This is a genomic window from Curtobacterium sp. MMLR14_010, from assembly GCF_001865015.1.
Lineage (GTDB): Bacteria > Actinomycetota > Actinomycetes > Actinomycetales > Microbacteriaceae > Curtobacterium.
On sequence record NZ_MJGV01000068.1, the window covers coordinates 67,998 to 92,521 of the forward strand.

Below are 24,524 nucleotides of genomic sequence, written 5' to 3' on the forward strand. Positions count from 1 at the left end.
GCACCGGGCCTCCCGTCCGGCTCTGGTCGCGACCGGCGCTGCCAGGATCACCCGCCGCTCTTGACACGCGCTTCTTGTAAGTGTTTGATCAGTCACATGCCCGTCACCGGAACCAGCCCCCGCTCAACCGCCGAGGCCCAGCGTGCCAGGATCACCGCGGCGGCCGTCCGGGTCTTCGCGGAGAAGGGCTACCACGCCACCCCGGTCGCGGACGTCGCGACCGAGGCCGGCGTCTCGCCGGCCTACGTCTTCCGGCTCTTCCCCGGCAAGCTCGGCGTGTTCGTCGCCGCTGTCGAGGACACCTACACGCGCGTCGCCTCGGCGCTCGCCGAAGCGGGCGAGTCGATCGACGACGGCGACCCGACGGCTCGACTGGCGGCCATGACCGACGCCTACATCGCGCTCGTCGAGGACCGCGACCTCATCATGATGCAGGCGCACGCGCAGAGCGCCAGCAGCGTGCCCGAGATCCGCGAGGCCGTGCGCAGCGGGCTCGGTGCGGTCGTCCGGGCCGTGGAGCGGGCCTCGGGTGCGGCGCCCGCCGACGTCCAGCGCTTCGTGGCGTACGGGCAGCTGTGCCACCTCATCGTGCAGACGGACCTGGCGGCCGTCGGGGCGTCGTGGGCGCAGTCGATCACGGCCGGTATCCGGCACCGCTGAGACGCCCCTCCCTCCTCCTGCTCTTCTTCTTACCCAGAGTTGTGACTGTTCAATCAGTAACCAAACGAATCGGGACCACCATGAACGAGACCACCACCCACGTCGTCCTGCCGGGCATCGTCGAGCCGGCCGGGCTCCTGGTCGAGGAGACCCCCGTCGCGACACCCGGACCGGGGGAGCTGCTCGTCACCGTCGAGGCAACCGGCATCTCCTACGCCGAGCGGGCGATGCGCCGCGGCCGCTACTTCATGCAGCCGGCGTTCCCCTTCACGCCCGGGTACGACCTCGTCGGCACGGTGACCGCCGTGGGACCGGGCGTCGACCCCGCGATGACCGGTCGGCGCGTGGCGAGCCTCACCAAGACCGGCGCGTGGACCGGACGCGCCGTCGTCGCCGAGCGGGACTCGGTCGTTGTGCCGGACGGCGTCACGTCCGAGGACGCCGAGGCCGTCACCGTCAACGGCGTCACCGCGTGGCAGATGCTCCACCGTGCTGCGCGGGTGCGTCCGGGGCAGACGATCCTGGTGTTCGGGGCGAACGGCGGTGTCGGCGGCGTGCTCATCCAGCTCGCGCGGCACCACGGCGTCCGCGTGATCGGCGCTGCGTCCCCGCGGCACCACGAGGCCATGCGGCGGGACGGCGTCGACCCCGTGGACTACGCCGCCCCGGACCTGGCCGACCAGGTGCGGGCGCTCGCTCCGGCAGGGGTCGACGCCGTCTTCGACAACATCGGCGGTGCGACGACGCGGACGGCCCGTTCGCTGCTCGCGCGGGGAGGGGTGCTGGTCTCGTACGCGATCATCGACGCAGTCAGCGGGACGGGCAGCCTGTGGCCGCCGTTCCTGTCCCACGTCGGTCGGATCGCGTTCTGGAACACGCTGCCCGGGCAGCGCGCCGTGTTCTACGACCTGTGGAGCGGGCACAGCCGCACGCCGAAGCGGTTCCGGGCGCACCTCGAGGAGGACCTCGGGCGCGTGCTGCAGCTCGTGCGCGACGGAGTCGTCACACCGAGGATCGCCGCACGGTTCCCGCTGACCGAGATCGTGCGGGCGATGGAGCTCGCGGAGTCGCGGACGCTCGACGGCAAGGTGGTCCTGCTGCCCTGACGTGTGGCGTGCCGCGACTCCGGTCGGTCAGAGCTCGACGGTGCCGTTCTCGATCGGGTCCTTGTCCGGGTTGCGGGTGACCGCGGCCCGGGCGGTCTTCGCGATGTACGCGACGGTGCTGCTCGGCCCCTCCCAGTACTCGGCAGAGTCGGCCTCGACCTTGATCAGCGCCAGGCCTGCCGTGTCGAGTCCGTCCGGGAACCAGGCCTGCAGCGGCTTGACCCACAGCTCCTCGGCCTTCTGGCGGTCGTGGACGATGCTCGCGCGGCCGGCCAACGAGGTCCACGAGTGGCCCTTCGTGTCCGAGAACGACACGTTCACCTCGGGGTGGACGCCGATCTGCTCGGCCTTGGCGGAGTCGTCGTAGGCGAAGAACCACAGGTCGCCGTCGAACTCGGCCTCCTGCAGGGCCATCGGGCGGCTGACGTGCTTGCCGTCCGTGGTCATCGTGGTGAGCATCGCGACCTTCGCGTCGTTCATCAGGTCGGCGATGTGGTGCTGGTCGGTGGGGGTGGTGTCGGACATGGTGCGTGCTCCTCGTCGATAGACCGGGTGGTGCTCGCGACGCTACGCGCGGGCAGCCGGGAGGCTCGGTACCGGTGGCGTCGTGCGGCTCACGACTGTGGCGGTGCCGGTGGTGTGGCGCGCGGGGCGGTCGGGCCGCGGTGGCGGCGCGAGCGGGGTCGCGGCCGTCGCGTGGCGTGTGGGCGACAACGTCGACGTCGTACGACATCGACGTTGTCGCGGACGTCCTGCGGTCCCGAGTCCCGCGGCGACCTCCCGCTCGGTACGGTGATCGACATGGCCACCTTCACGCCCCCGCCCGCCGACGCCATGCGTGCGAAGCTCCTGCTCGCAGCACGCGAGGAGTTCGCGGCGGTCGGCATCACCGGCGCCCGGATCGAACGCATCGCCGCGGCGTCGTCGAGCAACAAGGCGCAGATCTTCCACTACTTCGGCAGCAAGGAGGGCCTCTTCGACGCGCTCTACGCCCAGACCGTCGCGGAGACGCTCGCGCTCGTGCCCCTCGACGCCGAGGACCTGCCCGAGTACGCCGGGCGGTTGCACGACGCCGCAGTGCAGCGGCCGTGGGCGCAGCGCTTGGTGACCTGGTACCGACTGGAGCGCGGCGACGCAGCCCCGATGGAGGCCGTCGTCGCCGGCAACGCCGAGGCGGTCGCCGAGATCGAACGGGCCCAGCGCGCGGGTCTCCTGCCGCGGACCGTCCGACCGGCCGTGCTGCTCGGGCTCGTCGTGCACCTGGCGGCGTTCTGGAGCGAGACCAGCCCGGAGTTCGACGCCCTGGTCACCGCGGTGATGCCGGCGCGACGTCGGCAGGTCGTGGTGGACGCCGTCGCGGCGCTCGTTGGGCGCTGACCACGTCCCGACCCGGCGCGCCTGCGTCATCCGGCGCGCCTGCGTCCTCCATCGGGCCGGCGTCCCGGTCCGTCAGCTCGCGTCCCGGCCCTCGCGCGACCGCACGATCCCGACCGTCACGAGCGCGGTCGCCCCGAGCGTCAGCACGACGCCGGCGACCTGCACGCCCGACTCGAACTGCGCCAGCCGCGTGCTCGTCCAGGCCGTCGTCGCGATGCTCCCGCTGACCATCGCCGCCAGCACCGCCCCCGAGGCCGCGATCCCGACCCCGGTCGCCAGCTCGCTCGCCGTGTCCACGAGTGCGGCGCCCATCGACGTCCGGTCGGCGGGCAGCCCCCGGAGGACGTCGTTGCCGGCCACCACGCCGACGACCCGCATGCCGGCGGCGACGAGCACGAGGGCGACGGCCACCCACCCGTAGCCGAGGTGCCCGAGGACGGCGAACACCCCGAGCCCGAGCACGACGGCCGCCGAGCTGGACGCTGCCGCCCGACGGAGCCCGACCCGCTGCACGAACGGCCCGACGAACCGCCCGCTCGCGAGCAGCACCACGACCTGCGGCAGCATCCCTACGGCCGCAGCCGCCGGTGACCAGCCCCAGCCGAACTGCAGCTGGAGCGTCACCAGGTACGACAGCCCGGCGACGGCGAGTCCGGCGCCGGCCTTGAACGCCAGTCCGCTCGCCACCAGCGGCCGGGCGACGAGCGCGAGGTCGAGCAGTGGGTGCGCCGCCGACCGCTCACGCAGCACGAAGGCGACGCCGGCAACCACGGTCGCCGCCGCCATCACCGACAGCTGCCACGACCAGCCGAGGTCGACGGCGAGCGTCGGCGCCACCAGGGCCCCGGCGATCGTCGCGGTGCCGAGGACAGCACCCGCGACGTCGATCGGTGCGCGGTGCAGTCCGTCGGCCGTGTCGGCGCCGATGCCGGTCCGGATCCCGACGAACGCGACCAGGGCGATGGGCGCGTTCGCGAGCAGGAGCACCTGCCACGGCGCCACGGCGAGCACGAGGCCGCCGATGGTCGGGCCGATCGCCAGGCCGACGAGTCCCGCCGTCGAGATGACGGTGAGGGCCCGGACGCGCAGGTCCTCGGTGTCGAAGAGTCGGAACGCCAGCGCCATCGACCCCGGAGTGGTCATCGCAGCCGCGATGCCCATCACGGCTCGCAGGGCGATGAGCTCCGGCGTCGTCGTGACGAAGACGGTCGCGAGGCTCGCCACCGCGAGCAAGACCAGCCCCACGAGCATGATGCGGCGTCGGCCCACCCGGTCGGCGACGGCGCCGAACAGCAGCATCAACCCGCCGAAGACGACGGAGTAGGCGCCGGTGACCCACTGCAACCCGGTGGTCGTGGCGTGCAGTTCGCGGCCGATGGTCGGCAGTGCCACGTTGAGCAGCGAGTTGTCGAGCATCTCGAACAGGAACACGGCGGACAGCCCGGCGAGGGCGAGCCACGCGTCGCCCAGGGACCTCGGCGCGAGCGGACGGACAGTGGGGACGGCGGACATGGGCGCACTCCTTCAGGTGATGAAGTGGCGACTCGAGCGAGTCACGTGCGCGCGCCCGGCGCACGTGGCGCGGGCTTTTTCCCTCTGCGCTCACCGTAGGTGACGACGTGGGCCAACAGCAAGTGCCGCTGCGGGCCCGAGATGGTGCGGACCACCGGACGGGAGGCTCGCATCGGGCTGGTGCCGGGCCTCCTGGCCGGTGGGTGGCGGGTCTCAGGTCGCCTTGCGGCGTCGCGGGCTGGCGGACCGGGGCGGTGCGGCGCGGAGGCGGTCGCCGACCTTGCCGAGGACGGCCGCGAGGGAGTCGACCTCGTCCGTGGTCAGGGACTCGAAGAGCAGACCGCGGACGACGGCGACGTGGCCCGGGAAGACGGTGGCGAGGACGGCTCGGCCGGCCTCGGTGATGGTGACGACCACGCGGCGTTCGTCCTCTGGCGACGTCGAGCGCGTGACGAGTCCGCGCTTGTCGAGCAGCTGCGCCTGGTACGTCAGGCCGCTGCGGCTGTAGACGACGCCGTCCGCCAGGTCGGTCATGCTCCGGCTGCCCGTCGGGTCGTCGCCGAGCCGCGCGAGCAGCTGGAACTGCACATAGCTCAGGCCGCCGGCGTCGCGGAGCTGCTGCTCGACCGCGGGACGCAGGAGTGCGCTGACCTCGGTGAAGGCGAAGTACGCGGCGAGCTCCGTCGGGGAGAGACCGGGTTGGGGTTCGACCATGGTCCGATCCTACCGTTGCTTCGAGTTCGAAGCAGTGCTACCGTCGTCCCCAGTTGCTTCGAACTCGAAGCACACGACGAGAGGTCCCATCATGAAGGCAGTCCGTTTCCTCGAGGTCGGTGGACCCGAGGTCCTGCAGTACGTCGACGTCGAGCAGCCCCAGCCGGCTGCCGGCCAGGTGCGGATCCGCGTCGCGGCGTCCGCCTTCAACTCCGCGGACACTGGCATGCGGGCGGGCTCCCTGCCCATCCCGGTGACTCTGCCGCACGTGCCGGACTACGACGTGTCCGGCACGGTGGACGCGCTCGGCGACGGTGTGGAGGGCTTCGCGGTCGGTGACGCGGTCATCGCGTTCCTGCCCATGGGTGAGGACGGCGGCGCGGCCGAGTACGTCGTGGCTCCCGCTGACGTGCTGGTCCACGCGCCGACGAGCATCCCGCTGGCCGATGCCGCGGCGCTGCCGTCGGTCGCGCTGACCGCGCAGCAGGCGCTGTTCGACGACGGAGGGCTGCAGGCCGGGCAGCGGGTGTTCATCGTCGGCGCGGGCGGTGTCGTCGGCAAGTACGCGGTGCAGCTGGCGAAGCGAGCCGGTGCGTACGTCATCGCCACCGCGAGCCCGCGGAGTACCGATGCGGTGCGCGCTGCGGGTGCAGACGAGGTCGTCGACCACACGGCGTCGTCCTTGCATGAGGCCGTGTCCGAGCCTGTCGACCTGCTGCTGAACCTGGCGCCGATCGAGCCCGCGGAGTTCGCGGCCCTGGTCGATCTGGTCCGTCCGGGTGGGGTCGTCGTGAGCACCACCGCCTGGATGCCCGCACCGGACGACGCCGAACGCGGGGTGCGGTCCGTCGTCGTGTTCGTGCGGAGTGACCTCGCACAGCTCGGGGAGCTCGTGCGGTTGGTCGACGCGGGGGAGCTGCGGGTGGAGGTCTCGCGGCGCATCTCACTGGCCGAGCTGCCGGCGCTGCACGTCGAGGCTGCCGAGCGCGGGGTCAGCGGGAAGGTGATCGTGCTCCCGGAGGCGGTGTGACGCGGAGGGTCGACTCGGGTCGTCGCCGGCTGGCGCGCACGGCGACCCAGGTGCTCCAGAGTGACCCGGCCACCGCTGCCCCGGCGACGGCCAGGAGGAGGGGTTCGCTGTTCCACTGACCGAGCAGGCACCCGGCGACTGCGGCGACGACCATCACCGCGGCGGTCGTGCACATCGGGGCGAGGGCTGCGCGGTGCGCTCGTTGCCAGGCGTCGGCGTCCCGGAGGGTGGCCGTGGTGCGGATGCCGAACCAGCGGTTGCGGGGGATGACGCCCCGGGCCGGGAGCACGACGCTCAGCGCGATGAGGACGGCCGCGGCGATCTCGACGGTGATCATCGCCGCCGCCGGGTGTCGGTCGAGGACGCGGGAGTCGTTGCGTCGAGGGCGTCCCGTTGTGGTGTGCTCCCGGCGAAGTGCGCGGCCGTCGTCGCGATCCACAGGGCGGCGAGGGCGATGAGGCCGACGATGCCCGGGCCGGCGAGGACGAACGCCACGACGAGTGTCGCGAGTCCCGCGAGCATGAGTGCGACGGGGAGCCTGCGGCCCCGGTTCTGGTCCCCGTTTCCTGTCACGTCTCGCCCCTCGTCAATCGCCCCTGCGGTGATCCCATCCTGCCGGTAGCGTGTGACATACGCAACCGCGAGGGAGCAGTAATGGAGCAACGCGTGACCTTCGGCGAGCGGCTCCTCGTCCTCGGGTGGTTCCTGTCGGCGTTCTTCGTCAGCAGTGCGCCGCTCGTGCTCGGGGTCATCGCGGCGGACCTGATCCCGGGCATCGGTGGGGTCCGGCAGTCGGTGACGCTGCCGGTCCTCGTCGCGGCGCTGATGCTGATCGTCGGGTTGGCCGTTGTGTTCGGCAGTGCGCTCGAACGAGTGGTTGACCGGCTCTTCCCGGGGCGCACGGCGAGCAGTCGGATCGCCAAGCAGATCGCGTCAGCGCTTCCCCTCTGGGTGGTGCTCCTGCCACTGATGGAGAACGGCCTCGGTGCCGTGGTCGCGACCGTCGTCGCAGTCGTGCTCTACGACGTGGCGGAACCCGTGCTCGATCGGATCGACCGCAAGCGTCAGGAGGACGACGGCGACGCGGCCTCGTGAACGGAGCAGTTCTTGCGTGATCCTCTGAGGACGTCCGGCCTGTGGCGTGCGAGCCTCCGTCGTGCGGACGGGTGGAGCGAGGTCCGCGGGCCGTCCGGGTCCTACTGCACGGGTTCCCTCGTCGAGTGGGGCAGCATCACGAAGGGCCTCGTCGGCACCGCTGCGTGGCGCACCCTCGACGTCGAATGTCCGGTCGCCGAGGTGCTGCCCGAGTTCCCCGCTGCGGCGTTCACCGTCGCGGACCTCGTCAGGCACACCTCCGGACTGCCACGACTGCGCCGAGGGATGGCGCGCAACCCACTGCGCGACCCCTACCGTCCGACGGTGGCCCGAGCGCTGACTCCTGCCGACGTCACGCCGGTGCATCCGTCCGTGGCCGCGTCAGCCGATGCTCTCGAAGACCATCGTGGCCTGGATGCGGTCGCCGCCGCCGAGGCCTTTGCTCCCGCTGCTCGCCGTGGTGATCGTGTGGAGCCGGTAGCCCTTCGCGGCCTGCTCGTTGATGGCCTGCTCGAGCGACGTCAGGTTGCCCGAACCGGTCCCGAGGAACTTCTCCTTGAGGATCACCTGGAGGACGACGTACTGCATGGGGAGCTCCTTCTCGGGTTGCGGGCGAACCGGACGTCGCCCCGGCCAGTGTCTGCCGCGCAGCCACTGACGTCGTAGCCCCCGTTCGAGTTGCGGCGCACCCGGCACGTACATCTCGCATGTCGTATCCGCGGAGCTTGGCGCGTCCACTTCCGCGCTGCGACCGTCTCGGCATCCGGCACCGAGCCGGCGATGCAACGAGGTGGACGATGAAGAAGACCGGGATCTGCGCACGTGTGGTGGCCAGCGCCGCCCTGAGCTGTGTGCTCGTGGGGAGCGTTGCCGTGGGAGGAGCCTCCGCGAGCGCGGCCGAGGCGCCGACGGACAGCGCGACGCAGCCAGGTAGGGACGGCCGGGCAGCGTGGGCGCACTACAACAAAGTCATCAGCAAGAGCTCGAAGGGGAGCCACGTCGGGTCCCAGAAGCTCGCGTCCTGCGGTTCGCGCACGAGTGCGATGACCTGCTCCCTCAACAAGGGATCGTCCGCGACCCGGACCATCGGCCTCAGCTTCGGCGCGACGCGGAGCTGGGCGGCCGGGCAGCTCAACATCAGTTCCGCGTCCACGCAGAACGTCTCGGTGACGTGCAGCAAGCGGAGCGTCCCGAAGGGCAAACAGCTGGTCGCCTACCCCGTCGGGGTCCGCTACAAGTACAAGATCCAGCGGCACATGACCGGCGGTGGGAAGGACTACGTCTCCGGTACGTCCGGATGGCTGTACGCCTTCAACCCGGGTCCGGCGCGTGTCTCCTGCGACATCAGGAGCTTCTGACCGCCAGCGCACCGCCGGGGTCATGGGCGTGAGCACGGTCCTCATCGTCGCGCTCTCCGGGTGCTCCGCACCGCCGAGCGTGCCCCCGGACACGTTGATCGGTGAGCCGGTCGCGGCGACAGTCAGGCACGTCCCGGCCGGCACCGCGTACGCCTGGTACGACCTGTCCGAAGCGGTCCTGCACCAGCCGGGATCGCTCATCGGTGGGCCGGCTCCGGACGGGGAGGGCGGCGTCGTGATCGCGGTGTGCGCGGACGCCGACACCATCGCCGAGAGCACCAGGATCACGACGGGCGCGATCCCGAGGGCAGCCTACGACGACACGGTCCGCCGCCGGGCGGCGGCCGGCGACTACCGGCACCTGCTCCCGGAGTGCGCAGACCGGTGACGGCGGACGCTGGGCGAGACGGACTGGAGGCTCCCCACCAGCTGGCAGCGAGCCTCCAGTCCGGCGTCGCTACGGCAGTCTCGTGAGCCGGACGGCCGTGGACTCGTACGGTTGGAGCTGCAGGTGGAGCCGATCCCCGTCGATGTGGACGCTGCCGGGGGCGTCGTCGCCGAGGTAGGTGCTGCGGGCGGCCGACTCGACCGCGATGCCGAGGCCGATGGTGAGGTCGACCGGGTGCTCGGTCATCGACTGCAGGCGAAGGATGGACTGCTGGTCGTCCTCGCCGGCGACCACCGACACCAACCGGACGCGGTCGTCGTCGAGCGTGAGCAGCTCGGCGGACGGCACGTCGGAGGCGCCTGAGCCGGAGGCGGGTGCCGTGACCATCGGTCGGACCAGGTCCGCGGTGGTCTGGAGCGCGACGGCCTCGATGCGCTGGCCGGGTTCCGCGCGGACGCCGATCGCGTACTCGAAGGTCGCGGTGAACCCCTGCTCGATCGGGAAGTTCGTGTCCCACACGTTGTTGTGCAGCCACGAGTAGACCGTCGCGGAGCGGGTGGGACTCGTGCTCGCCGGGAACGGTGCGTAGGGCAGGGAGATCGTGCCCGGGTGGACCAGGGGAGCGTCCTTCGTCACCCACACGACGGCGGCGTCCTGGTCCTCGACGCTGACCCAGTTGCGGATCGCGCGCATGTGCTGCGGAGCGCCCGGGATGTGCGGCAGGCCGTCACCGGTGACACCGCCGGAGACCTCGTACCGGACGACGGGCTGCTCGGCGGCGAAGGGGAACGCGAAGAAGGCGCTCTCCTTGGTCCGGGTGACTGGCTTCGCCAGACGGTTCGCGATCCGCAGGCGGGGCTCCCCGTGGCGCAGGCGCAGGGTGACCTCGACGCTGTCGACCCCGGCTGCGGCGAAGCGGTAGACCAGGCGCTCCTCGACGGCGTCGGAGACCCGCTCGACCAGGACGGCCGGGCCCCCGGTCGTCCGCGACGCGAGGAGCTCGAGCCGGTCGGAGCTCCACAGCTTGTTCGCGAGGTGGTTGACGCCGGCCCCCGACGAGCCGTACTCGTCGTAGACGTACCCGTTGAAGCCAGCGGGCGCGTGCTGCTCGACGATCTCGCGCCCGGTCGCCAGCTCGAGGATCGAGCGGATCGTCGACGTCTGCGGGTCGACCGCGACGCGGAGGTACGCGTTCTCGAGCGTGAAGAGGTCGGCGGCCGGGGTGGTCATCGCGTCGTGGATCCGGGGGAGCTCGGGGGCGGAGTCTGCTGACAGCACGTCGACCCGCACGAAGCCGAACGCGGGGACGTCGGTCAGCTGCGCGGTGATCCAGCGACCGGACTCCCGGTGCAGGGAGTTCGACTGCGGCTCGATCACGATCGGCAGGTCGGCGCCCGTGCGACCGTCGCGGAGCGTGACGTGGGCATCGAGGGGGACGGTCGACTCCTTGAGCAGGAACCGCACGGCCCCGGTCCTCGCGGCACCGGAGACGTTCGCCACGACGATCGCCGTGTAGGCGTCGTCGGGAGCGGAGACGGTGTCGGCGAGGTAGACGAGCGCGTGTTCCTCGAAGTCACGGCCGCGCTGGTGGGCGGTGATCGCCTGCGCGACCTTCCACTGCCACTGGCGCTCGCCGGAGTCGTAGCCCTCGTCGCCGTGGGTCCACGAGTTGCTCGCGCCCCACGTGTGCTCGTTGAACATCGAGATCGCGTCGTACGTGGCGTCCGCGTCGGCGCGTTCGGACGGGACGGCCTGTCCGCCCAGCCAGGCGGCGGCCTGGGAGAACGAGCGGGCGTCGCTCACGGTGACCTGGGCCTCGCGGGCCAGGGCGAGGGGGACCGCGGCGGAACCGACGCCCTCCACCCACCAGTCGCCCCAGTCGCCCTCGACGGTGATGAGCTCGTCACCGTGGCGCGCCTCGGCCTCGGCGAAGAAGTCCTCGTTCGTCGAGACCCGGAGCGTCGGCGAGGTCCAGGTGTCGTTCCAGCGGCGGACGACCTCGGAGAGGTGCAGTCGTGCCGGGCCGTTGTCGCCCATGAACCCCTGGGTGCGGAGGTGCAGCACGTCCCACGGGTAGCCCGGGCGGCCCTCGGCCTGTTCGCCGTGCGCACCGAAGACCCCGGGCGGGAAGGGGTAGCCGCGGGTCGCGAGTGCCGTCAGGTAGGCGGGGAGGTAGGTCTCGGCGACCTCGTACGACTCGGTGAGCCCGACCATCGGACCCTCCATGTAGGCCAGCCCGTGCGGGCTGTCGGTCATCCAGACCACGATCGAGTTGCCCGCGGGAGTGCGCCAGCGGAACAGCCGCGGCAGGTCGAGGGCACCGTTCTGGTGCGGCATCGACCGGCCGGCCCAGTTGTGCGCGACGGCGAGGTACCGCACGCCGACGTCGTGCAGGGCGTCCGGCAGCCCGGCGACCTGCCCGGGGACGTCGGTCTGCATGGCGGTGGTGAAGTCGATGCCGTACTGGTCGCGGATCCGGCGGGCCTCGCGCAGCAGCTCGTGCAGCTCCTCGGTCGAGCAGGTGTCGGTGTGCAGGTTGTACGGCATCGCGCTCAGGCCGATCGAGCCCTGCTGGACCAGCTCCACGAACTCGGCGACCTTGGCGGCGGGACGGTGGCGCTCCCAGTCGGCGAAGGCCCAGAGCGCCTCGACGTTCCAGCGGAAGCGCGACGCCTCGGGCCACTCGCGCGTCGCCGCTGCCAGCTCGACGGCGGAGTCGAGGTATGACCGCTGGGAGGAGATGACGGTGGTCTGCGGGTCGGTGTACCCGAAGTCGAAGTGCGAGTGGTGGACGACGTGCACGGACCAGTCGCGCTGGGGGAGGAGCACGAAGGAGAGCTCGGTCCCGGTCTCGGACTCGGTGCTGGCGACGGTCAGGGTGACGTCGGTCGGTTCGTCGACGGTGCGGACCAGCAGCCGGACGGAGGTCGTGTCCGGCGCCGGGGCCGTGCCGACGACGCGGTCGACGCCGTCCGGGCCAGTGAGGGTCGCGGTCACGGCGCGGGGCGCGTGGTCGGGCGCGCCGTCGGTCGCGCCGGCGGGCGTTCCGCCGGTCGCGCCGGCGGCCCCGCCGGCGGCCCCGCCGTCGGCCGCGCCGTCGGTCTCCTCGTCGAAGAGCAGGCGGACGCTCTGGACGGCGACGCCGTCGTGCTCTGTCTTCAGCGGTTCCGGGATGACCCGGACACGGATGCCGTGGACGGTCGCGGCGGCCACGGTGGCGCGGTCGAGGAGCCCGTCACGGGCCTCCAGGTGGGACCAGGGCTGTGCGGAGACGAGGGCTGGTTCGGTCATCGGAGCTGGGGTTCCTTCGGTGGTCGGGAGGGGGATCCGGGTTTCGGGTTCACGCCGTCGGGTTCAGCCCGCGGGCGAAGAACCGCTGGAACGCGAAGAACACGACGATGGTCGGCAGCGACGCCACGAGGGCCCCGGCCAGCGCGACCGGCGGTCCGTACGTCGAGTAGTTGCCGGTGAGGTCGGCGAGCGTCGCCATCACGGGCCGGATGTTCGGGCTGGACGACAGCGTCAGGCCGAACAGCAGGTCGTTCCAGATCCACGTGAACTGGAAGACGAACGCCGCCAGGAGCGCGCTCGTCGAGAGCGGCAGGTGGACCTGGAAGAACATCCGGACCCACCCGGCGCCGTCGAGCGACGCGGCCTCGCGGACCTCGTTCGGCAGGCCGGACATGTGCCCGCGGACGACGAAGAACGCGAACGGGATCGTCAGCGCGACGTAGACCAGGAGCATGCCGTACTGCGTGTCGAACAGCGACGTGGCCGCGAACCCGGTGAACAGCGGGGACAGGAAGGCCTGCAGCGGCAGGATCGTCCCGATGTAGATCACCCAGAACCAGAAGGTCGGGCGCTTGACCGGCATGATCGTGACGGCGAACGAGGCGAGTGCGGCGATGAGCACCGCGGCTCCGGCACCGACCACGGAGTACAGCAGGCTGTTGAGCATGCCCTGGCCGACGTTCGCGTTCCGGAACGCGATCCCGATGTTGTCGAAGAGGGACCACGAGGTCGGCCACCACGAGGGCGTGCCCGAGTAGTCGGCGCCCTTCGTGAAGGCGTTGACGACGAGCAGGTACGACGGGACCAGCCAGATCAGGGACACGACGATGAGCACGGCCGCGAGGACGCGGCGGGAGGTCTTGGTCATCTGCGGTCTCCTGCTAGTCGGTGGGGCGGAGTTGCCGGCGGAGGTACGCCCACGAGGCGACGACGACCACGACGGTGAGGAACACGGCGACGGCCGCACCCGACCCGTACCGGGACAGCGTGAAGGTCTCGCGGTACATCGTGAGCGCAAGGGTCTCGGACGCGGTGCCCGGGCCGCCGTTCGTCAGCAGCAGCACCTGGTCGAAGACCTTCAGGCTGCCGACGATCGAGATGCCCACGACGACGACGGTCATCGGACGCAGCTGCGGGAAGGTGACGGACCAGAACAGCCGCCAGCCGGAGGCGCCGTCGATCTGGGCGGCCTCGAGCGTGTTCGGCGGGATCGACTGCAGCCCGACGAGGAACAGGATCACGCACGCCCCCGTGGCCTGCCAGGTCGTCGCGATGATCATCATCACCGTGTTGAGCGGCCACTGCAGCAGCCACTGCGACACCAGCGGGCCGAGGCCCATGGCCCGCAGGAGCGTGTCCAGGCCGCCGTCCGTGGAGAGCATGAACGTCCAGACCACCGCGGTCGCCGAACCGGAGATGGCGTACGGCAGGACGATGGCGAAGCGTGCCAGCGCACCGAGCTTGAGCTTCCAGGTGCCGACCGCGATCGCGAGACCGATGCCGACCGGCAGCAGGAGCGTGCCGACCACCCAGAGGAACGTGTTCAGGACGGACTGCCCGAACGCCGGGTCGGCGAACATCGCCCGGTAGTTCCCCAGCCCGACCCAGCTCCGCGTGAAGCCGTTGTCGTTGAAGAAGCTGCGGTAGATCGTGAACAGGAACGGGGCGACGAGCAGCACGAGCACGAGCAGGACCGACGGGGCGAGGAACGCGCCGCCGGTGAGCCGGACGCGGAGCGGAACTCGGTGTCCCGGTGCGGCACGGGGCGGACGAGCCACCGGGGCCTGCGGGTCGACGGCGGTCTCGGGGACGGGGGGTTGCGTGAGTGTCATGCGGCGTTCCAGGTCTTCCACTCGGTCCGGGCGCGGTTCTCCATGGAGCGGAGGGTGGCGGCGCCGTTGGCCTTCGACGGGTTCACCATGAACGCGCCGAGGTCCTGCACGTTGCCCTCGACCAGCGGGGTGGGTGAGGCCTCCCAGTAGCGCGTCAGCTCGACGGGGCGGACGCGGGCGACGTCCTTCGCGAGGTCCTTGACGAGGTCCGACTTCGGCAGCGCGTGCGGGTTCGGACTCGTGTCGCCGAGGAACCCGACCCAGGCGGTCTGCACGTCGGTGGCGAGCCAGTTCTTCGCGACGTCGACGGCGGCACGGTGCCGATGGGCCTTGACCGGCACGGACAGCGAACCGCTCTCGACGACGATCGCGGGCTCGGCGTCACCGCGGGGCGGGACACGGAAGAAGCCGATGTCGTCGTCCGTCAGACCGGCGGCGAGCAGGGTGTTGGCGAACCAGGTGCCGTAGAGCATCATGCCGAACGTCCCCTTCGCGACGAGCCCGGGGAGGTCGTTCGACGTGACGTCCGGGGCGGAGAAGAACCCGTCCGCGTACATCCCCGACCAGAGGTCCATGGCCTCGGTGGCCTGGTCCGCGGTGTAGCTGGCCTTGTTCGTGGTGACGGCCTTGTAGTAGTCGGGGTCCGTCGACGCGAGCAGCTGCATGAACCAGATCTCGGCCTCCCACGTCGTGGCGCCCGGGGCGAGGAACGGCGTGATTCCCGCGTCCTTGAGCTGCTGGGCGGCGTCCATGACCTCGTCGAACGTGGTCGGCTCGGCGATGTCGTGCTCCGCGAAGGCCTTCTTGCTGTAGAACACCGCGTAGTAGCTCTTGTAGAGCGGGACGCCGTAGGGCTTGCCGCGGTAGCTGAACGACTCGCGCTGGGCCGGGTCCACCCAGCCGCGTTCGGTGACGTCGTCCCAGACGTCGCTGAGGTCGGTGAGGATGTCGGCCCGGGCGATGTCCTGCAGCCGGTAGCCGTTCGTCCACTTGATGAGGTCCGTCGTGCTGTTGGTCTGCGCCGTCATCCGGATGATCTGCCCGTAGTTGGCGACACTGGCCACCGACCGGGACGTGATCTGGTACCCGATGCGCTTGGCCAGGACGGCCGAGGCGGCGGCGTACCCGGGCCCCCAGGTCGGGTTGTCGCTGTTCAGGCTGACGGTGCCCGGGGCCGAGGGGAGCGTGTCGGAGCCCCGAGCGCATGACGCCAGGGCCATGGCGAGGAGACCGCCGCCACCGAGGGCGAGGGCGGTCCTGCGGGTCACTCCGGGCCCGCTGGAGAACGGATGAGGCATCGGGCGTTCCATTCGACGGTGAATTGATAACGTTACCAACGGGAGCATACACGGCGGCGACCCGGCCGCAAGAGCGCGGTCGGGTATACATGGGACCCATGCAGGCAACCGCGGGGTCCGGACCGGAGCGGAAGGCCGCGATGACCGTGAAGGACATCGCCCGGGTCGCCGAGGTCAGTCCGATGACCGTCTCGCGAGTGCTCTCCGGCGGCAAGAACGTCCGGCCGGCGCTGCGCGAACACGTCGAGCGCGTGATCGCCGAGGTCGGCTACCACCGCAACGAGAACGCGCGCAGTCTGCGCCCGGGGCAGCGGTCCGGCCTCGTCGGCGTCATGATCACGAACATCGGCAACCCGTACTACGCGGGTGTCGTGCAGGGCATCGAACAGGTGGTGGCCGCGACCGGGCGTCGGATCCTCGTCGGCACCACGAACGAGGACGGCGACCTCGAGCGCCAGCTGCTCTCCGACTTCCTCGGCCGCCAGGTCGAGGGGCTCATCGTCGTGCCGGTCGGCCAGGACGGCGAGCGCTTCACGGCGGCCCGTCTGCACGACGCCCCGCTGGTCCTCGCCTCGCGCACGGTCGAGCACGCCCCGGCGGACGCCGTCCTCATCGACGACGTCCACGGTGCCCGCGAGGCGACCTCGATCATGCTCGACGAGGGGCACCGTCGGATCGCCTTCCTCGGCAACAAGGTCACCGTGTCCACCGGGCAGCGTCGCCTGGCCGGCTTCCGGAGTGCCTTCGCCGCGAGCGGGACCGACCTGGACGAGCGGCTGATCGTCCTCGAGCTGCAGGACGCCGACGCCGCCGAGCGGGCGATGCGGGAGCTCCTGGTGCTCCCCGACCCGCCGACCGCGGTGTTCGCCGCGAACAACCGGATCAGCGTCGGGGCCATCCGCGCGATCGCGCGGGGCGTGGCCGACGGGTCGGTCACCGCACCGCCCCGGCTGTTCGCGTTCGACTCGTTCGACTTCGCCGACATGGCGCCGATCCCGCTGTCCGTGATCGACCACGACCCCGCCGAGCTCGGTCGGGTGGCCGCGCGGATGCTGCTGTCACGGCTCGACGGGTCTGCCGACGGCCAGCCGCCGCGGCTCGTCGAGCTCCCGGTGCACATCGTCCACCACTGAGACGTCCGGCCCGCTCGGCTGGCTCGGACTGCTCGGCCTGGAGGCCCGGCTTGCGTCCGCAGGTACGTTCAGCGGTAGTGTTGGTAACGTTATCAGCGCGAAAGGGGTCCCATGACCACCTCCCTGCCCGCAGGCGTGACCGCCGGCCAGTACGACAAGGCCCCCGTCATCGACCTCCCGCCCGGCCACGACGTCTGGGCTGCCGAGCGCACCTGGCAGCAGCTCGCGTCCCGGCTCGACGGCCCCGGTCCCCGCACGATGGCCGTCGACACGTACCCCGGCAGTGACCTCGACGGGCTCCGCCGTGAACTCGCCGCCGTGGCGCCGGACGCCCTCGTGATCGACGTCGAGGACGCGGCCGCCCTGCCCACCGCCGAGATCGAGGACCGCATCGCCGTGAACCTCACCGACGACCGGGTCTTCGGCGTGCTGGGCCACCAGGTGCTGAGCGACCTCTACGACCAGGAGCGCCTCGAGCAGGTCGCCGAGCGGGTCCGCGCTGCCGGGGGTGCCGTCGTGGTCATCGGCTGGGGCGCCACCCTCGTCCCCGAGCGGTTCGACACGGTGGTGCTCGCCGACCTCGCCCGCTGGGAGATCCAGCGCCGACAGCGTGCCGGTGCCCCGAACTGGCGCGCCGACAACGGCGACGAGGACCAGCTCCGCAAGGTCAAGCGCGGGTACTTCGTCGAGTGGCGGATCGCCGACCGGCACAAGCGCACGCTCTTCGACCGCATCGACCTGGTCCTCGACGCGAACGGGTCGATGGCCGAGGCCAAGCTGATCAGCGCCGACACGTTCCGCGCCGGGCTCGAGCTCGCGAGCCGGCGGCCGTTCCGCGTCGTGCCGTTCTTCGACCCCGGCGTGTGGGGCGGCCAGTGGATGAAGGAGGTCCTCGAGGTCGGGGACGCCGACAACTACGCCTGGTGCTTCGACTGCGTCCCGGAGGAGAACAGCCTGCTCTTCCGCATCGACGACACCGTCGTCGAGCTCCCGGCGCTCGACCTCGTGTTCCGGCACCCGCGCGAGCTCCTCGGCGCGAAGACCTTCGCCCGCTTCGGTGCCGAGTTCCCGATCCGGTTCGACTTCCTCGACACGATGTCCGGCGGCAACCTCTCCCTGCAGGTCCACCCGCTGACGGACTACATGCAGAACGTGTTCGGGATGCCGTACACGCAGGACGAGAGCTACTACATGCTCGACGCGGCCGACGACGCCGTCGTCTACCTCGGCGTCCGCGACGACACCGACCCCGAGGCGATGCGGGTCGCGCTCCGGTCGGCGTCCGACGGGCAGGACCCCTTCCCGGCGGACCGGTTCGTGAACACCTTCCCGGCGAAGAAGCACGACCACTTCCTCATCCCCGCCGGCACCGTGCACTGCTCCGGTGCCGACTCGATGGTCCTGGAGATCTCGGCGACGCCGTACATCTTCACGTTCAAGATGTGGGACTGGGGCCGGGTCGGCATGGACGGCGTCCCGCGTCCGGTCCACCTCGACCACGCCTTCGCGAACATCCAGTGGGACCGCCGCACCGACTTCGCCCGGGACGAACTCGTGAACCAGGTGACCGAGGTCGCGCGGGGGGACGGCTGGGTCGAGGAGCGCACCGGCCTGCACGAGCTCGAGTTCATCGAGGTCCGTCGGCACTGGTTCGACGACGTCGTCCCACACGACACGGACGGCACCGTCAACGTGCTGAACCTCGTCGAGGGCGCCGAGGCCGTCGTCGAGAGCCCGGACGGCGCTTTCGAGCCCTTCGTCGTGCACTACGCCGAGACCTTCATCGTCCCGGCGAGCGTCGGGCGCTACACGATCCGCCCCTGGGGTGCCGGGGTCGGGCAGCGGCTCGGCACCGTGAAGGCATCGGTCCGCGGGACCGGCCTCAGCGACTGACGTCCGGGTGCCGCTGCCACACGACGGCGGCACCCGACAGCGGTGCCCGCGCGCCGAGCGCTGCGGGGACGACGACGGCGTGGTCGGCCGACCGTCCGAGACCCGCCCGGAGCGGTGGCGCGACGACGTCCCAGGACCGCGCGATCGACCCGCCGACGACGATGCGCTCGGCGCGGAAGCGCTCGACCCACGGCCGGAGCGCGACCCCGAGTGCGGACGCCGCCGTGTCGAGCACGTCGCGGGCGGTGTCGTCCCCGGCTCGGGCGAGCGCGCAGATCTCCGCCACCGAGCTCGTCCGACCGGAGCGTCGCAGCTGGTCACGTCGGAGTGCGGGGGAGGAGAACGTGTCCTCGAGCGGACGACCGTCGATCGTCAAGCGGTGGACCTCGCCCTCCTCGGGCACGGTCTCGCCGGTGCTGACCTCGACGCCGTCGACGAGGAACGCCGAGCCGACGCCGGTGCCGAGCGTGATGCAGATCGTCCGGTGCGCGCGTGCACCAGCGCCGGCGGCCCACTCGCCGATGCCGTACGCGACCGCGTCGTTGCAGAACCGCACGGCGTCCGGTCCGACCGCGAGTCGTTCGGCGAGGGCGCCGCGCAGGTCGATGCCTGCCAGTGCCTGGAACTTGTCCACCCCGGCGAAGGTCCCCGTGCCGGCCCGGTAGTCGAACGGACCGGGCATCGCGACCGCCCAGCCGGGCACCGGGCGCGTCCTCGCGAGCTCGCGTGCCGGGCCGGTGAGCTGCTCGAGCAGGACGTCGAGCGGCGCGTGCGGGTCGATGTCCGCGCCACGCTCGACCAGCACGTCCCCGGGAGCCGTGGGGTCGACGAGCGCGGCCGTGACGTGGCTCCCGCCGACGTCCATGACGCCGACGGGAGCCCGTCCGTTCTGGTCGGTGGTCAACTGACCTCGCCGAGTCGGTCGGACGACCAGCCGAGCACGGCGAAGACCTGGATCATCGCGGCCTGGTCGAGCGTCGCTGCGGGGCGGTCCCAGTCGGGGTCGCCACCCCCGCTCGGCTGGAAGTGGAACAGCCCGGTGGCCGGGTCGCGGTTGTCCCGCCAGGTCGCGGTGGCCCACTGTTCGGCGGCCGCGCGGTAGGACGGGTCGTGCTGGACGGAGTCGAGCAGCAGCAGGTCCTTCACGTAGAAGGCGTTGAACACAGCGGGCTGCTGCTGCAGGCGGTCCTCCGCGGTCCAGTACCGCAGCGAGGCCTTCGCCGCGGCCGTGGCCTGCTGCAGGTACTTCGGGTCCTCGGTGGCGCGGTAGAGGATCGTGGCGGTGCCGATCATGGCGCCCGAGTTGTACGTCCACAGGGTCGGGTCGACCGTGCCGTCGTCGCCGATGCTGTTCCGGTACAGCCCGGCCGACTGCTTCAGGCACCGGTTGTTCCAGTCGTACAGCTTCGTGCTCCAGCGGAGGTACGACGAGGTGCCCGTCTCCTCGTACAGGTGCGCGGCGAGCTGCGCGGTGAGTCCGGTGACGTTGGCCGCACGCGTGGTGTTGTCCGGCCGGTCGATCCAGTCCGAGCCGCCCGGGCAGGTCAGGGTGGTGTCGGGGTTCCAGCTCCGCACGGCCACGTCGAAGGCGGCCTCGGCGTGGTCGAGGGCAGCCGGGTCCTCGGTCGCCTGGTACTGGCTGACGAACGACAGACCGACCACGGCGTTGTCGTCGTAGTAGACGTCGCCGCCGGTGCCGAGCGGTGCGGGGAGGTACGACTCGTACCCGGGGCGGCCCCCGGGAGCGACCGCGTGGTAGCGCTCGAAGCCGTCGACCCGCGCGGCCGCGGCGTGCGTGTAGGCGGGCCCGACGCCGTCGATGCCCTGCAGGTCGAGCGTCGCCTGGGTCGCTTCGCGGTACTCCCAGAGGTACGAGTACGGGTTGCCGGTGGTCGTGTCGGTGTTCTCCCGGTACAGGCCGTGTCCCGCGGAGCCGGTGTACAGGGCGTCCTGCATGGCGTCGTAGGTCGCACTGGCACGCTGCTGCCAGACGGCGTCGGGCGATCCCGTCGCTGCCTGGGCGGCCTGCGGTGCGCCGGACACGGCGAGACCGAGGACGACCGCGGCCGCGGTGACCTGTGCGCCGCGGACGGTCGCGCTTCGAGTCGAACTGAGCATCGTTGCTCTCCTTCGCGTTGGTATCGTTACCATAAGCGTCCCGTGGCCCGGTGACAAGGGCGAGGTCCGTGGCGGACGAGTGGCGAGCCTCCCGTCAGCGTGCTGCGTCGGCGGCCGACCGCAGGGTCCGCTCGGCGTCGTCGAGGTAGTCCGCGAGCAGCGCGGCCGCCGTGGCCCGGTCGTCGGCGCGCAGGGCAGCGACGATCGCCTCGTTCCGCTCGACGAACCCGGCGTGGAAGGAGCCGGGGTCGTCGGTCGTGAGGAACGCGAGCCGCATCTCGGCGAGCAGCCCGTCCATCAGGCCCCAGATGCGCTCGCTCGGGACGGCTCTGACGAGTGCTGCGTGGAAGCGGATGTCGGCGGTGCCGACGGCGCGCCAGTCGCCCGTGGCCGCGGCGGCACGTGCCTCGGAGACCGCCGAGGCTGCGTCGGCGAGTGCGGGCGAGGACGGCGTGCACGCCCACACGGCCGCTGCTTCGAGCACGCGTCGGGCGGCGTAGAGGTCGACGACGTCGGCGGCCGAGAGGCGGCGGACGAACACGCCGCGGTTGAAGACGTGCTCGACGAGTCGGTCGCGGGCGAGGAGCCGGAACGCCTCGCGCAGCGTGTTCCGGGACACCCCGAGCTGGTCGCTCAACCGCTCCTCGGACAGCTGCGTCCCCGGGGCGAAGTCGCCGGACGCGATCATCGTGCGCAGCCGGGTCGCGGAGGACTCGGCGCCGCTGACGGTTCGGCTCATGCCCCGATCCTGACACGGCCGGGGGACGACTCCTCCACAGGGGGCGTGTGTGACCGACGTGTTACAAGTCCCGGGAGAGGCTTGTGATTGTTGAACAATGCAGTCCAGACTGTCCCGCATGTTCGTCCTCATCGGCGTCGCCGTCGTCATCATCGGCTTCGCACTGCGCGTCAACGCGCTGCTCGTCGTCACCGTCGCGGGCATCGTCACCGCGGCCATCGGCGGGATCGGTCCCGTCGGCATCCTCACCGCGTTCGGCGACGGCTTCGCCTCCAGCCGCAGCGTCACGACCTTCGCGCTCGTGCTGCCGGTCATCGGCCTGATCGAGCGCTACGGCCTGCAGGACCAGGCCAAGCGGCTCATCGCGAAGCTCGACAAGCTGACCACCGGTCGCCTGCTCGCCGGGTACCTCGCGATCCGGCAGGTCACCGCCGCCGTGGGCCTGACGAGCATCGGCGGTCCGGCCCAGACGGTGCGCCCGCTCGTGTACCCGATGGCCGAGGGCGCCGCCATCAAGAAGTACGGCCGCGTGGACGACCCGATGCGCGAGAAGATCAAGGGCTTCTCCGCGTCCTCCGACACCGTCGGCGTGTTCTTCGGTGAGGACGTCTTCGTCGCGGTCGGCTCGATCCTGCTCATCACGACGTTCGTCGACGCGACGTACGACCTGGCGCTCGAGCCGATCGACCTCGCGCTCTGGGCGATCCCGACGGGCATCGCCGCGCTGCTGGTGCACGGCGCGCGGTTGCTGCTGTTCGACCGCAAGCTCGACAAGATGGCGGCGGACATGCGCGGCGCCTCGACCACGGCAGGGGTGGCAGCGTGATCACCAGCGAATGGCTCTACTGGCTCATCGGCGCGTTCTTCATCGCGGTCGCGGTGCTCATCGTCACGGACCGGGAGCACGCCAAGCGCCTCGGCAACGCGGCGTTCTGGGCCATCCTCGGCGTCTCCTTCTTCTACGGCACGTTCGTCGCCGCCAAGACCGCTCCGTCGTGGGTGCTCGGCATCGCGGTCCTGGTGATGGTGGCGCTCGCCGGCCTCGGCTTCACCGGCACCACCGCCAGGGGTGGCAAGCCGAGCCGCACCCGCGTGGCGAGCGTCCCCGGCGCAGGCGTCGGCGCGGAGACCGGCCCGGCGGAACCCACGGGCGCGATGGCCCGGCAGTCGAGCGACAGCACGAGCGTGCTCGCGACGACCTCGCCCGAGGAACGAGCGACCTTCGCGACGCGCTTCGGCAACCGGCTCTTCATCCCGGCACTCGTCGTCCCGGTCGTCGCCGTCCTGGTCGCCACCCTCGGCCCGCTCGTCCACATCGGTGGCAAGCCGCTGCTCGCCGAGGGCAGCGCGACCCTCACCGGGCTCGGCATCGGTTCAGTGCTGGCCGTGGTCGTCGCGGTGTTCGTCCTGCGGCCGCCGAAGATCGCCACACCCATCCGCGAGGGTGGCCGTCTCCTGCAGGCCATCGGCTGGGCGGCGCTGCTCCCGCAGATGCTCTCCACGCTCGGCATCGTCTTCACCCAGGCCGGGGTCGGCGACGCGGTCGGCACGATCATCAAGTCGATCCTGCCGAGCGGCTCGCTGCTCGCCGCGGTGGTCGTCTACTGCCTCGGCATGGCCCTCTTCACCATCATCATGGGCAACGCGTTCGCCGCGTTCCCGATCATGACCGCCGCGATCGGCTGGCCGGTCCTGGTGCAGGGCTTCGACGGCAACCCGGCGGCGATCTTCGCCATCGGCATGCTCGCCGGCTTCTGCGGCACGCTCGTCACCCCGATGGCCGCGAACTTCAACCTCGTCCCGGCCGCCCTGCTCGAGATGACGGACAAGTACGGCCCGATCAAGGCCCAGATCCCGACCGCTGCCATCCTGCTCGTCGTCAACATGGGAGTCATGTACGTTGTCGCCTTCTGAGCCCACCCGCGCCGCCTGGGCCGCGGACTTCGCCGCGGTCGCCGCGGACAACACCACCCGCGAGTACCCCTACGCCTCGCAGCACACGACGGTGAGCCCGGACGACCGGGCCCTGCCCGTCGAGCTGCACCCCGCCTTCGCCACCTCCTACGACTGGCACTCGTCGGTGCACATGCACTGGCTCGCCGCCCGGTTGGTCGCGTTCGGCCTGCCGGCCAGCCTGGAGGCCCGGATCACCACGATCCTGCAGGCCCACCTGACCGCGGACCACCTCGCGACCGAGGCGGCCTACCTGCGCAGTGCGTCGCACTTCGAGCGTCCCTACGGCTGGGCCTGGGTCATGCGCCTGGCGGCGGAGGTCACGTCGTCGCCGGTGCCGGCCGTCCGTGCGCTCGCCCCCGGGTTCGTGCCCGTGGTCGACGCGATCGAGGACCTCGTCACCCGCTGGGTCGACGGCGCCGCCCACCCCGTCCGGCACGGCGTGCACTCGAACTCCGCGTTCGGGCTGCAGCTCGTGCTCGAGGCCGCCCGGTCGCTCGGACGCGACGAGCTCGCCGCGACGTGTGAGCGCGCTGCCCGCGAGTGGTTCGGTGCGGACACCGGCTGGCCCTTCGCGTGGGAGCGCAGTGGGCACGACTTCCTGTCGGCGGGCCTGGCCGAGGCCGACCTCATGCGAGCGGTCCTGCCCCCGGCAGAGTTCGTCCCGTGGGTCCGTGCGTTCTGCTCCGAGGTGCGCCCCGACGACGCGATCCTGCAGTCGACGGTGGTCCGCGACGAGAACGACCCGCAGCAGGTCCACCTGTTCGGCCTCGATCTGTCCCGGGCCGGCGCTGCCCGTCGGATCGCGGACGCGCTGCGTGCTGCGGGCTCGTCGCCCGACGGTCTGGCTGACCTGCTCGACGATGCGGCCGAGCGTCTGCTCGTGTCCGGGCTCGCCGCGAGTGTCGGCGAGGAGTACTACTCGACGCACTGGTTGGCCAGCTTCGCCTGGGACGCGATGGAGGCCCGCGAGCACGCCGTCCGCTGACGACCCGCGCGTGCGCTCACACGTCTGGGTGGAGAACAT

General features: G+C 71.4%; 25 protein-coding genes. 12 read left to right on the forward strand and 13 right to left on the reverse strand.

What is annotated here, in order from left to right; translation table 11 throughout:
• Window positions 1-96 precede the first annotated feature (96 nt).
• Both BIU98_RS14260 and BIU98_RS14265 read left to right on the forward strand, forming a co-directional pair.
• On the forward strand, window positions 97-660 hold the full coding sequence (locus BIU98_RS14260) for a TetR/AcrR family transcriptional regulator (protein ID WP_071277926.1): 564 nt from the start codon (window positions 97-99) through the stop codon (window positions 658-660).
• 80 nt (window positions 661-740) lie between these two features.
• Window positions 741-1,766 (forward strand): medium chain dehydrogenase/reductase family protein, encoded by a 1,026-nt coding sequence (locus tag BIU98_RS14265; protein ID WP_071277929.1) that lies wholly within the window; start codon window positions 741-743, stop codon window positions 1,764-1,766.
• A gap of 27 nt (window positions 1,767-1,793) precedes the next feature.
• On the opposite strand, the gene BIU98_RS14270 is transcribed toward BIU98_RS14265, so the two are convergent.
• Complete coding sequence (locus tag BIU98_RS14270; protein WP_071277932.1) at window positions 1,794-2,291, reverse strand: pyridoxamine 5'-phosphate oxidase family protein; 498 nt, start codon at window positions 2,289-2,291, stop codon at window positions 1,794-1,796.
• A gap of 276 nt (window positions 2,292-2,567) precedes the next feature.
• Between BIU98_RS14270 and BIU98_RS14275 the strand changes: the two genes are divergently transcribed.
• On the forward strand, window positions 2,568-3,143 hold the full coding sequence (locus BIU98_RS14275; RefSeq protein WP_071278321.1) for a TetR family transcriptional regulator: 576 nt from the start codon (window positions 2,568-2,570) through the stop codon (window positions 3,141-3,143).
• 72 nt (window positions 3,144-3,215) lie between these two features.
• Here BIU98_RS14275 and BIU98_RS14280 read toward each other — a convergent pair whose 3' ends face one another.
• Window positions 3,216-4,655: an MFS transporter gene (locus BIU98_RS14280; protein ID WP_071277935.1), complete on the reverse strand. Its 1,440-nt coding sequence runs from the start codon at window positions 4,653-4,655 to the stop codon at window positions 3,216-3,218.
• A 213-nt stretch (window positions 4,656-4,868) separates the two neighbouring features.
• Window positions 4,869-5,369: a MarR family winged helix-turn-helix transcriptional regulator gene (locus tag BIU98_RS14285; RefSeq protein ID WP_071277937.1), complete on the reverse strand. Its 501-nt coding sequence runs from the start codon at window positions 5,367-5,369 to the stop codon at window positions 4,869-4,871.
• 91 nt (window positions 5,370-5,460) lie between these two features.
• On the opposite strand from BIU98_RS14285, the gene BIU98_RS14290 reads away from it, so the two are divergent.
• Window positions 5,461-6,399 (forward strand): NADP-dependent oxidoreductase, encoded by a 939-nt coding sequence (locus BIU98_RS14290; RefSeq protein ID WP_071277939.1) that lies wholly within the window; start codon window positions 5,461-5,463, stop codon window positions 6,397-6,399.
• Here BIU98_RS14290 and BIU98_RS14295 read toward each other — a convergent pair.
• Both BIU98_RS14295 and BIU98_RS14300 read right to left on the reverse strand, forming a co-directional pair.
• Window positions 6,362-6,736 (reverse strand): SdpI family protein, encoded by a 375-nt coding sequence (locus tag BIU98_RS14295; RefSeq protein WP_071277943.1) that lies wholly within the window; start codon window positions 6,734-6,736, stop codon window positions 6,362-6,364. The two genes, BIU98_RS14290 and BIU98_RS14295, sit on opposite strands and share 38 nt — an antisense overlap.
• Entirely contained in the window at window positions 6,733-6,972 is a 240-nt protein-coding gene (locus BIU98_RS14300) for a hypothetical protein (protein WP_139200755.1), read from the reverse strand. Before BIU98_RS14300 ends, BIU98_RS14295 begins: the two co-directional genes overlap by 4 nt.
• An 81-nt stretch (window positions 6,973-7,053) precedes the next feature.
• Between BIU98_RS14300 and BIU98_RS14305 the strand changes: the two genes are divergently transcribed.
• Window positions 7,054-7,494: a hypothetical protein gene (locus tag BIU98_RS14305; protein ID WP_139200756.1), complete on the forward strand. Its 441-nt coding sequence runs from the start codon at window positions 7,054-7,056 to the stop codon at window positions 7,492-7,494.
• A 381-nt stretch (window positions 7,495-7,875) separates the two neighbouring features.
• Here the strand turns inward: BIU98_RS14305 and BIU98_RS14310 are convergent, their stop codons facing one another.
• Complete coding sequence (locus tag BIU98_RS14310) at window positions 7,876-8,082, reverse strand: DUF4177 domain-containing protein (RefSeq protein ID WP_071277952.1); 207 nt, start codon at window positions 8,080-8,082, stop codon at window positions 7,876-7,878.
• 209 nt (window positions 8,083-8,291) lie between these two features.
• On the opposite strand from BIU98_RS14310, the gene BIU98_RS19060 reads away from it, so the two are divergent.
• Window positions 8,292-8,852: a hypothetical protein gene (locus BIU98_RS19060; RefSeq protein ID WP_139200757.1), complete on the forward strand. Its 561-nt coding sequence runs from the start codon at window positions 8,292-8,294 to the stop codon at window positions 8,850-8,852.
• A 28-nt stretch (window positions 8,853-8,880) separates the two neighbouring features.
• Window positions 8,881-9,240, forward strand: a complete 360-nt coding sequence (locus BIU98_RS14325; protein WP_139200758.1) for a hypothetical protein — start codon at window positions 8,881-8,883, stop codon at window positions 9,238-9,240.
• A 69-nt stretch (window positions 9,241-9,309) separates the two neighbouring features.
• Here the strand turns inward: BIU98_RS14325 and BIU98_RS14330 are convergent, their stop codons facing one another.
• The 4 genes from BIU98_RS14330 to BIU98_RS14345 are packed head-to-tail and all read right to left on the reverse strand — an operon-like array spanning window position 9,310 to window position 15,631.
• Window positions 9,310-12,531 (reverse strand): glycoside hydrolase family 38 C-terminal domain-containing protein, encoded by a 3,222-nt coding sequence (locus BIU98_RS14330; protein WP_071277965.1) that lies wholly within the window; start codon window positions 12,529-12,531, stop codon window positions 9,310-9,312.
• Window positions 12,532-12,580: 49 nt separating this feature from the next.
• Entirely contained in the window at window positions 12,581-13,399 is an 819-nt protein-coding gene (locus BIU98_RS14335; protein WP_071277968.1) for a carbohydrate ABC transporter permease, read from the reverse strand.
• A gap of 13 nt (window positions 13,400-13,412) precedes the next feature.
• On the reverse strand, window positions 13,413-14,363 hold the full coding sequence (locus BIU98_RS14340; protein ID WP_071277971.1) for a carbohydrate ABC transporter permease: 951 nt from the start codon (window positions 14,361-14,363) through the stop codon (window positions 13,413-13,415).
• Window positions 14,360-15,631: an ABC transporter substrate-binding protein gene (locus BIU98_RS14345; protein WP_175481377.1), complete on the reverse strand. Its 1,272-nt coding sequence runs from the start codon at window positions 15,629-15,631 to the stop codon at window positions 14,360-14,362. Before BIU98_RS14345 ends, BIU98_RS14340 begins: the two co-directional genes overlap by 4 nt.
• Before the next feature lie 128 nt (window positions 15,632-15,759).
• Between BIU98_RS14345 and BIU98_RS14350 the strand changes: the two genes are divergently transcribed.
• Entirely contained in the window at window positions 15,760-16,794 is a 1,035-nt protein-coding gene (locus BIU98_RS14350; protein WP_071277977.1) for a LacI family DNA-binding transcriptional regulator, read from the forward strand.
• Window positions 16,795-16,905: 111 nt separating this feature from the next.
• Complete coding sequence (locus BIU98_RS14355; protein ID WP_139200759.1) at window positions 16,906-18,687, forward strand: class I mannose-6-phosphate isomerase; 1,782 nt, start codon at window positions 16,906-16,908, stop codon at window positions 18,685-18,687.
• On the opposite strand, the gene BIU98_RS14360 is transcribed toward BIU98_RS14355, so the two are convergent.
• From BIU98_RS14360 to BIU98_RS14370, 3 genes are all read right to left on the reverse strand, one after another.
• Window positions 18,677-19,591, reverse strand: coding sequence for an ROK family protein (locus BIU98_RS14360; RefSeq protein ID WP_083393272.1), 915 nt, complete (start codon window positions 19,589-19,591; stop codon window positions 18,677-18,679). The two genes, BIU98_RS14355 and BIU98_RS14360, sit on opposite strands and share 11 nt — an antisense overlap.
• A complete protein-coding gene (locus tag BIU98_RS14365) occupies window positions 19,588-20,805 on the reverse strand; it encodes a glycoside hydrolase family 76 protein (RefSeq protein ID WP_071277979.1) in 1,218 nt (405 codons plus the stop codon). Before BIU98_RS14365 ends, BIU98_RS14360 begins: the two co-directional genes overlap by 4 nt.
• A gap of 94 nt (window positions 20,806-20,899) precedes the next feature.
• A complete protein-coding gene (locus BIU98_RS14370; RefSeq protein WP_071277982.1) occupies window positions 20,900-21,544 on the reverse strand; it encodes a GntR family transcriptional regulator in 645 nt (214 codons plus the stop codon).
• A 118-nt stretch (window positions 21,545-21,662) separates the two neighbouring features.
• Here BIU98_RS14370 and BIU98_RS14375 point away from each other — a divergent pair, with 118 nt between their 5' ends.
• Genes BIU98_RS14375 through BIU98_RS14385 form a run of 3 tightly spaced genes read left to right on the forward strand, consistent with a single transcriptional unit; the run spans window position 21,663 to window position 24,485 of the window.
• On the forward strand, window positions 21,663-22,370 hold the full coding sequence (locus BIU98_RS14375; RefSeq protein WP_071277985.1) for a DUF969 domain-containing protein: 708 nt from the start codon (window positions 21,663-21,665) through the stop codon (window positions 22,368-22,370).
• Window positions 22,367-23,458, forward strand: a complete 1,092-nt coding sequence (locus BIU98_RS14380) for a DUF979 domain-containing protein (protein WP_071277988.1) — start codon at window positions 22,367-22,369, stop codon at window positions 23,456-23,458. Before BIU98_RS14375 ends, BIU98_RS14380 begins: the two co-directional genes overlap by 4 nt.
• A complete protein-coding gene (locus BIU98_RS14385; RefSeq protein WP_071277991.1) occupies window positions 23,445-24,485 on the forward strand; it encodes a DUF2891 family protein in 1,041 nt (346 codons plus the stop codon). Before BIU98_RS14380 ends, BIU98_RS14385 begins: the two co-directional genes overlap by 14 nt.
• Window positions 24,486-24,524: the final 39 nt, after the last annotated feature.

Excerpts from the sequence above, each read along its gene's own strand:
- BIU98_RS14260 (WP_071277926.1), top strand. The coding sequence starts at position 97 with ATGCCCGTCACCGGAACCAGCCCCCGCTCAACCGCCGAGGCCCAGCGT.
- BIU98_RS14365 (WP_071277979.1), bottom strand. The coding sequence starts at position 20,805 with ATGCTCAGTTCGACTCGAAGCGCGACCGTCCGCGGCGCACAGGTCACC.
- BIU98_RS14280 (WP_071277935.1), bottom strand. The coding sequence starts at position 4,655 with ATGTCCGCCGTCCCCACTGTCCGTCCGCTCGCGCCGAGGTCCCTGGGC.
- BIU98_RS14295 (WP_071277943.1), bottom strand. The coding sequence starts at position 6,736 with ATGATCACCGTCGAGATCGCCGCGGCCGTCCTCATCGCGCTGAGCGTC.
- BIU98_RS14330 (WP_071277965.1), bottom strand. The coding sequence starts at position 12,531 with ATGACCGAACCAGCCCTCGTCTCCGCACAGCCCTGGTCCCACCTGGAG.
- BIU98_RS14355 (WP_139200759.1), top strand. The coding sequence starts at position 16,906 with ATGACCACCTCCCTGCCCGCAGGCGTGACCGCCGGCCAGTACGACAAG.
- BIU98_RS14285 (WP_071277937.1), bottom strand. The coding sequence starts at position 5,369 with ATGGTCGAACCCCAACCCGGTCTCTCCCCGACGGAGCTCGCCGCGTAC.
- BIU98_RS14370 (WP_071277982.1), bottom strand. The coding sequence starts at position 21,544 with ATGAGCCGAACCGTCAGCGGCGCCGAGTCCTCCGCGACCCGGCTGCGC.
- BIU98_RS19060 (WP_139200757.1), top strand. The coding sequence starts at position 8,292 with ATGAAGAAGACCGGGATCTGCGCACGTGTGGTGGCCAGCGCCGCCCTG.
- BIU98_RS14290 (WP_071277939.1), top strand. The coding sequence starts at position 5,461 with ATGAAGGCAGTCCGTTTCCTCGAGGTCGGTGGACCCGAGGTCCTGCAG.
- BIU98_RS14310 (WP_071277952.1), bottom strand. The coding sequence starts at position 8,082 with ATGCAGTACGTCGTCCTCCAGGTGATCCTCAAGGAGAAGTTCCTCGGG.
- BIU98_RS14375 (WP_071277985.1), top strand. The coding sequence starts at position 21,663 with ATGTTCGTCCTCATCGGCGTCGCCGTCGTCATCATCGGCTTCGCACTG.
- BIU98_RS14335 (WP_071277968.1), bottom strand. The coding sequence starts at position 13,399 with ATGACCAAGACCTCCCGCCGCGTCCTCGCGGCCGTGCTCATCGTCGTG.
- BIU98_RS14350 (WP_071277977.1), top strand. The coding sequence starts at position 15,760 with ATGCAGGCAACCGCGGGGTCCGGACCGGAGCGGAAGGCCGCGATGACC.
- BIU98_RS14340 (WP_071277971.1), bottom strand. The coding sequence starts at position 14,363 with ATGACACTCACGCAACCCCCCGTCCCCGAGACCGCCGTCGACCCGCAG.
- BIU98_RS14275 (WP_071278321.1), top strand. The coding sequence starts at position 2,568 with ATGGCCACCTTCACGCCCCCGCCCGCCGACGCCATGCGTGCGAAGCTC.
- BIU98_RS14305 (WP_139200756.1), top strand. The coding sequence starts at position 7,054 with ATGGAGCAACGCGTGACCTTCGGCGAGCGGCTCCTCGTCCTCGGGTGG.
- BIU98_RS14265 (WP_071277929.1), top strand. The coding sequence starts at position 741 with ATGAACGAGACCACCACCCACGTCGTCCTGCCGGGCATCGTCGAGCCG.
- BIU98_RS14270 (WP_071277932.1), bottom strand. The coding sequence starts at position 2,291 with ATGTCCGACACCACCCCCACCGACCAGCACCACATCGCCGACCTGATG.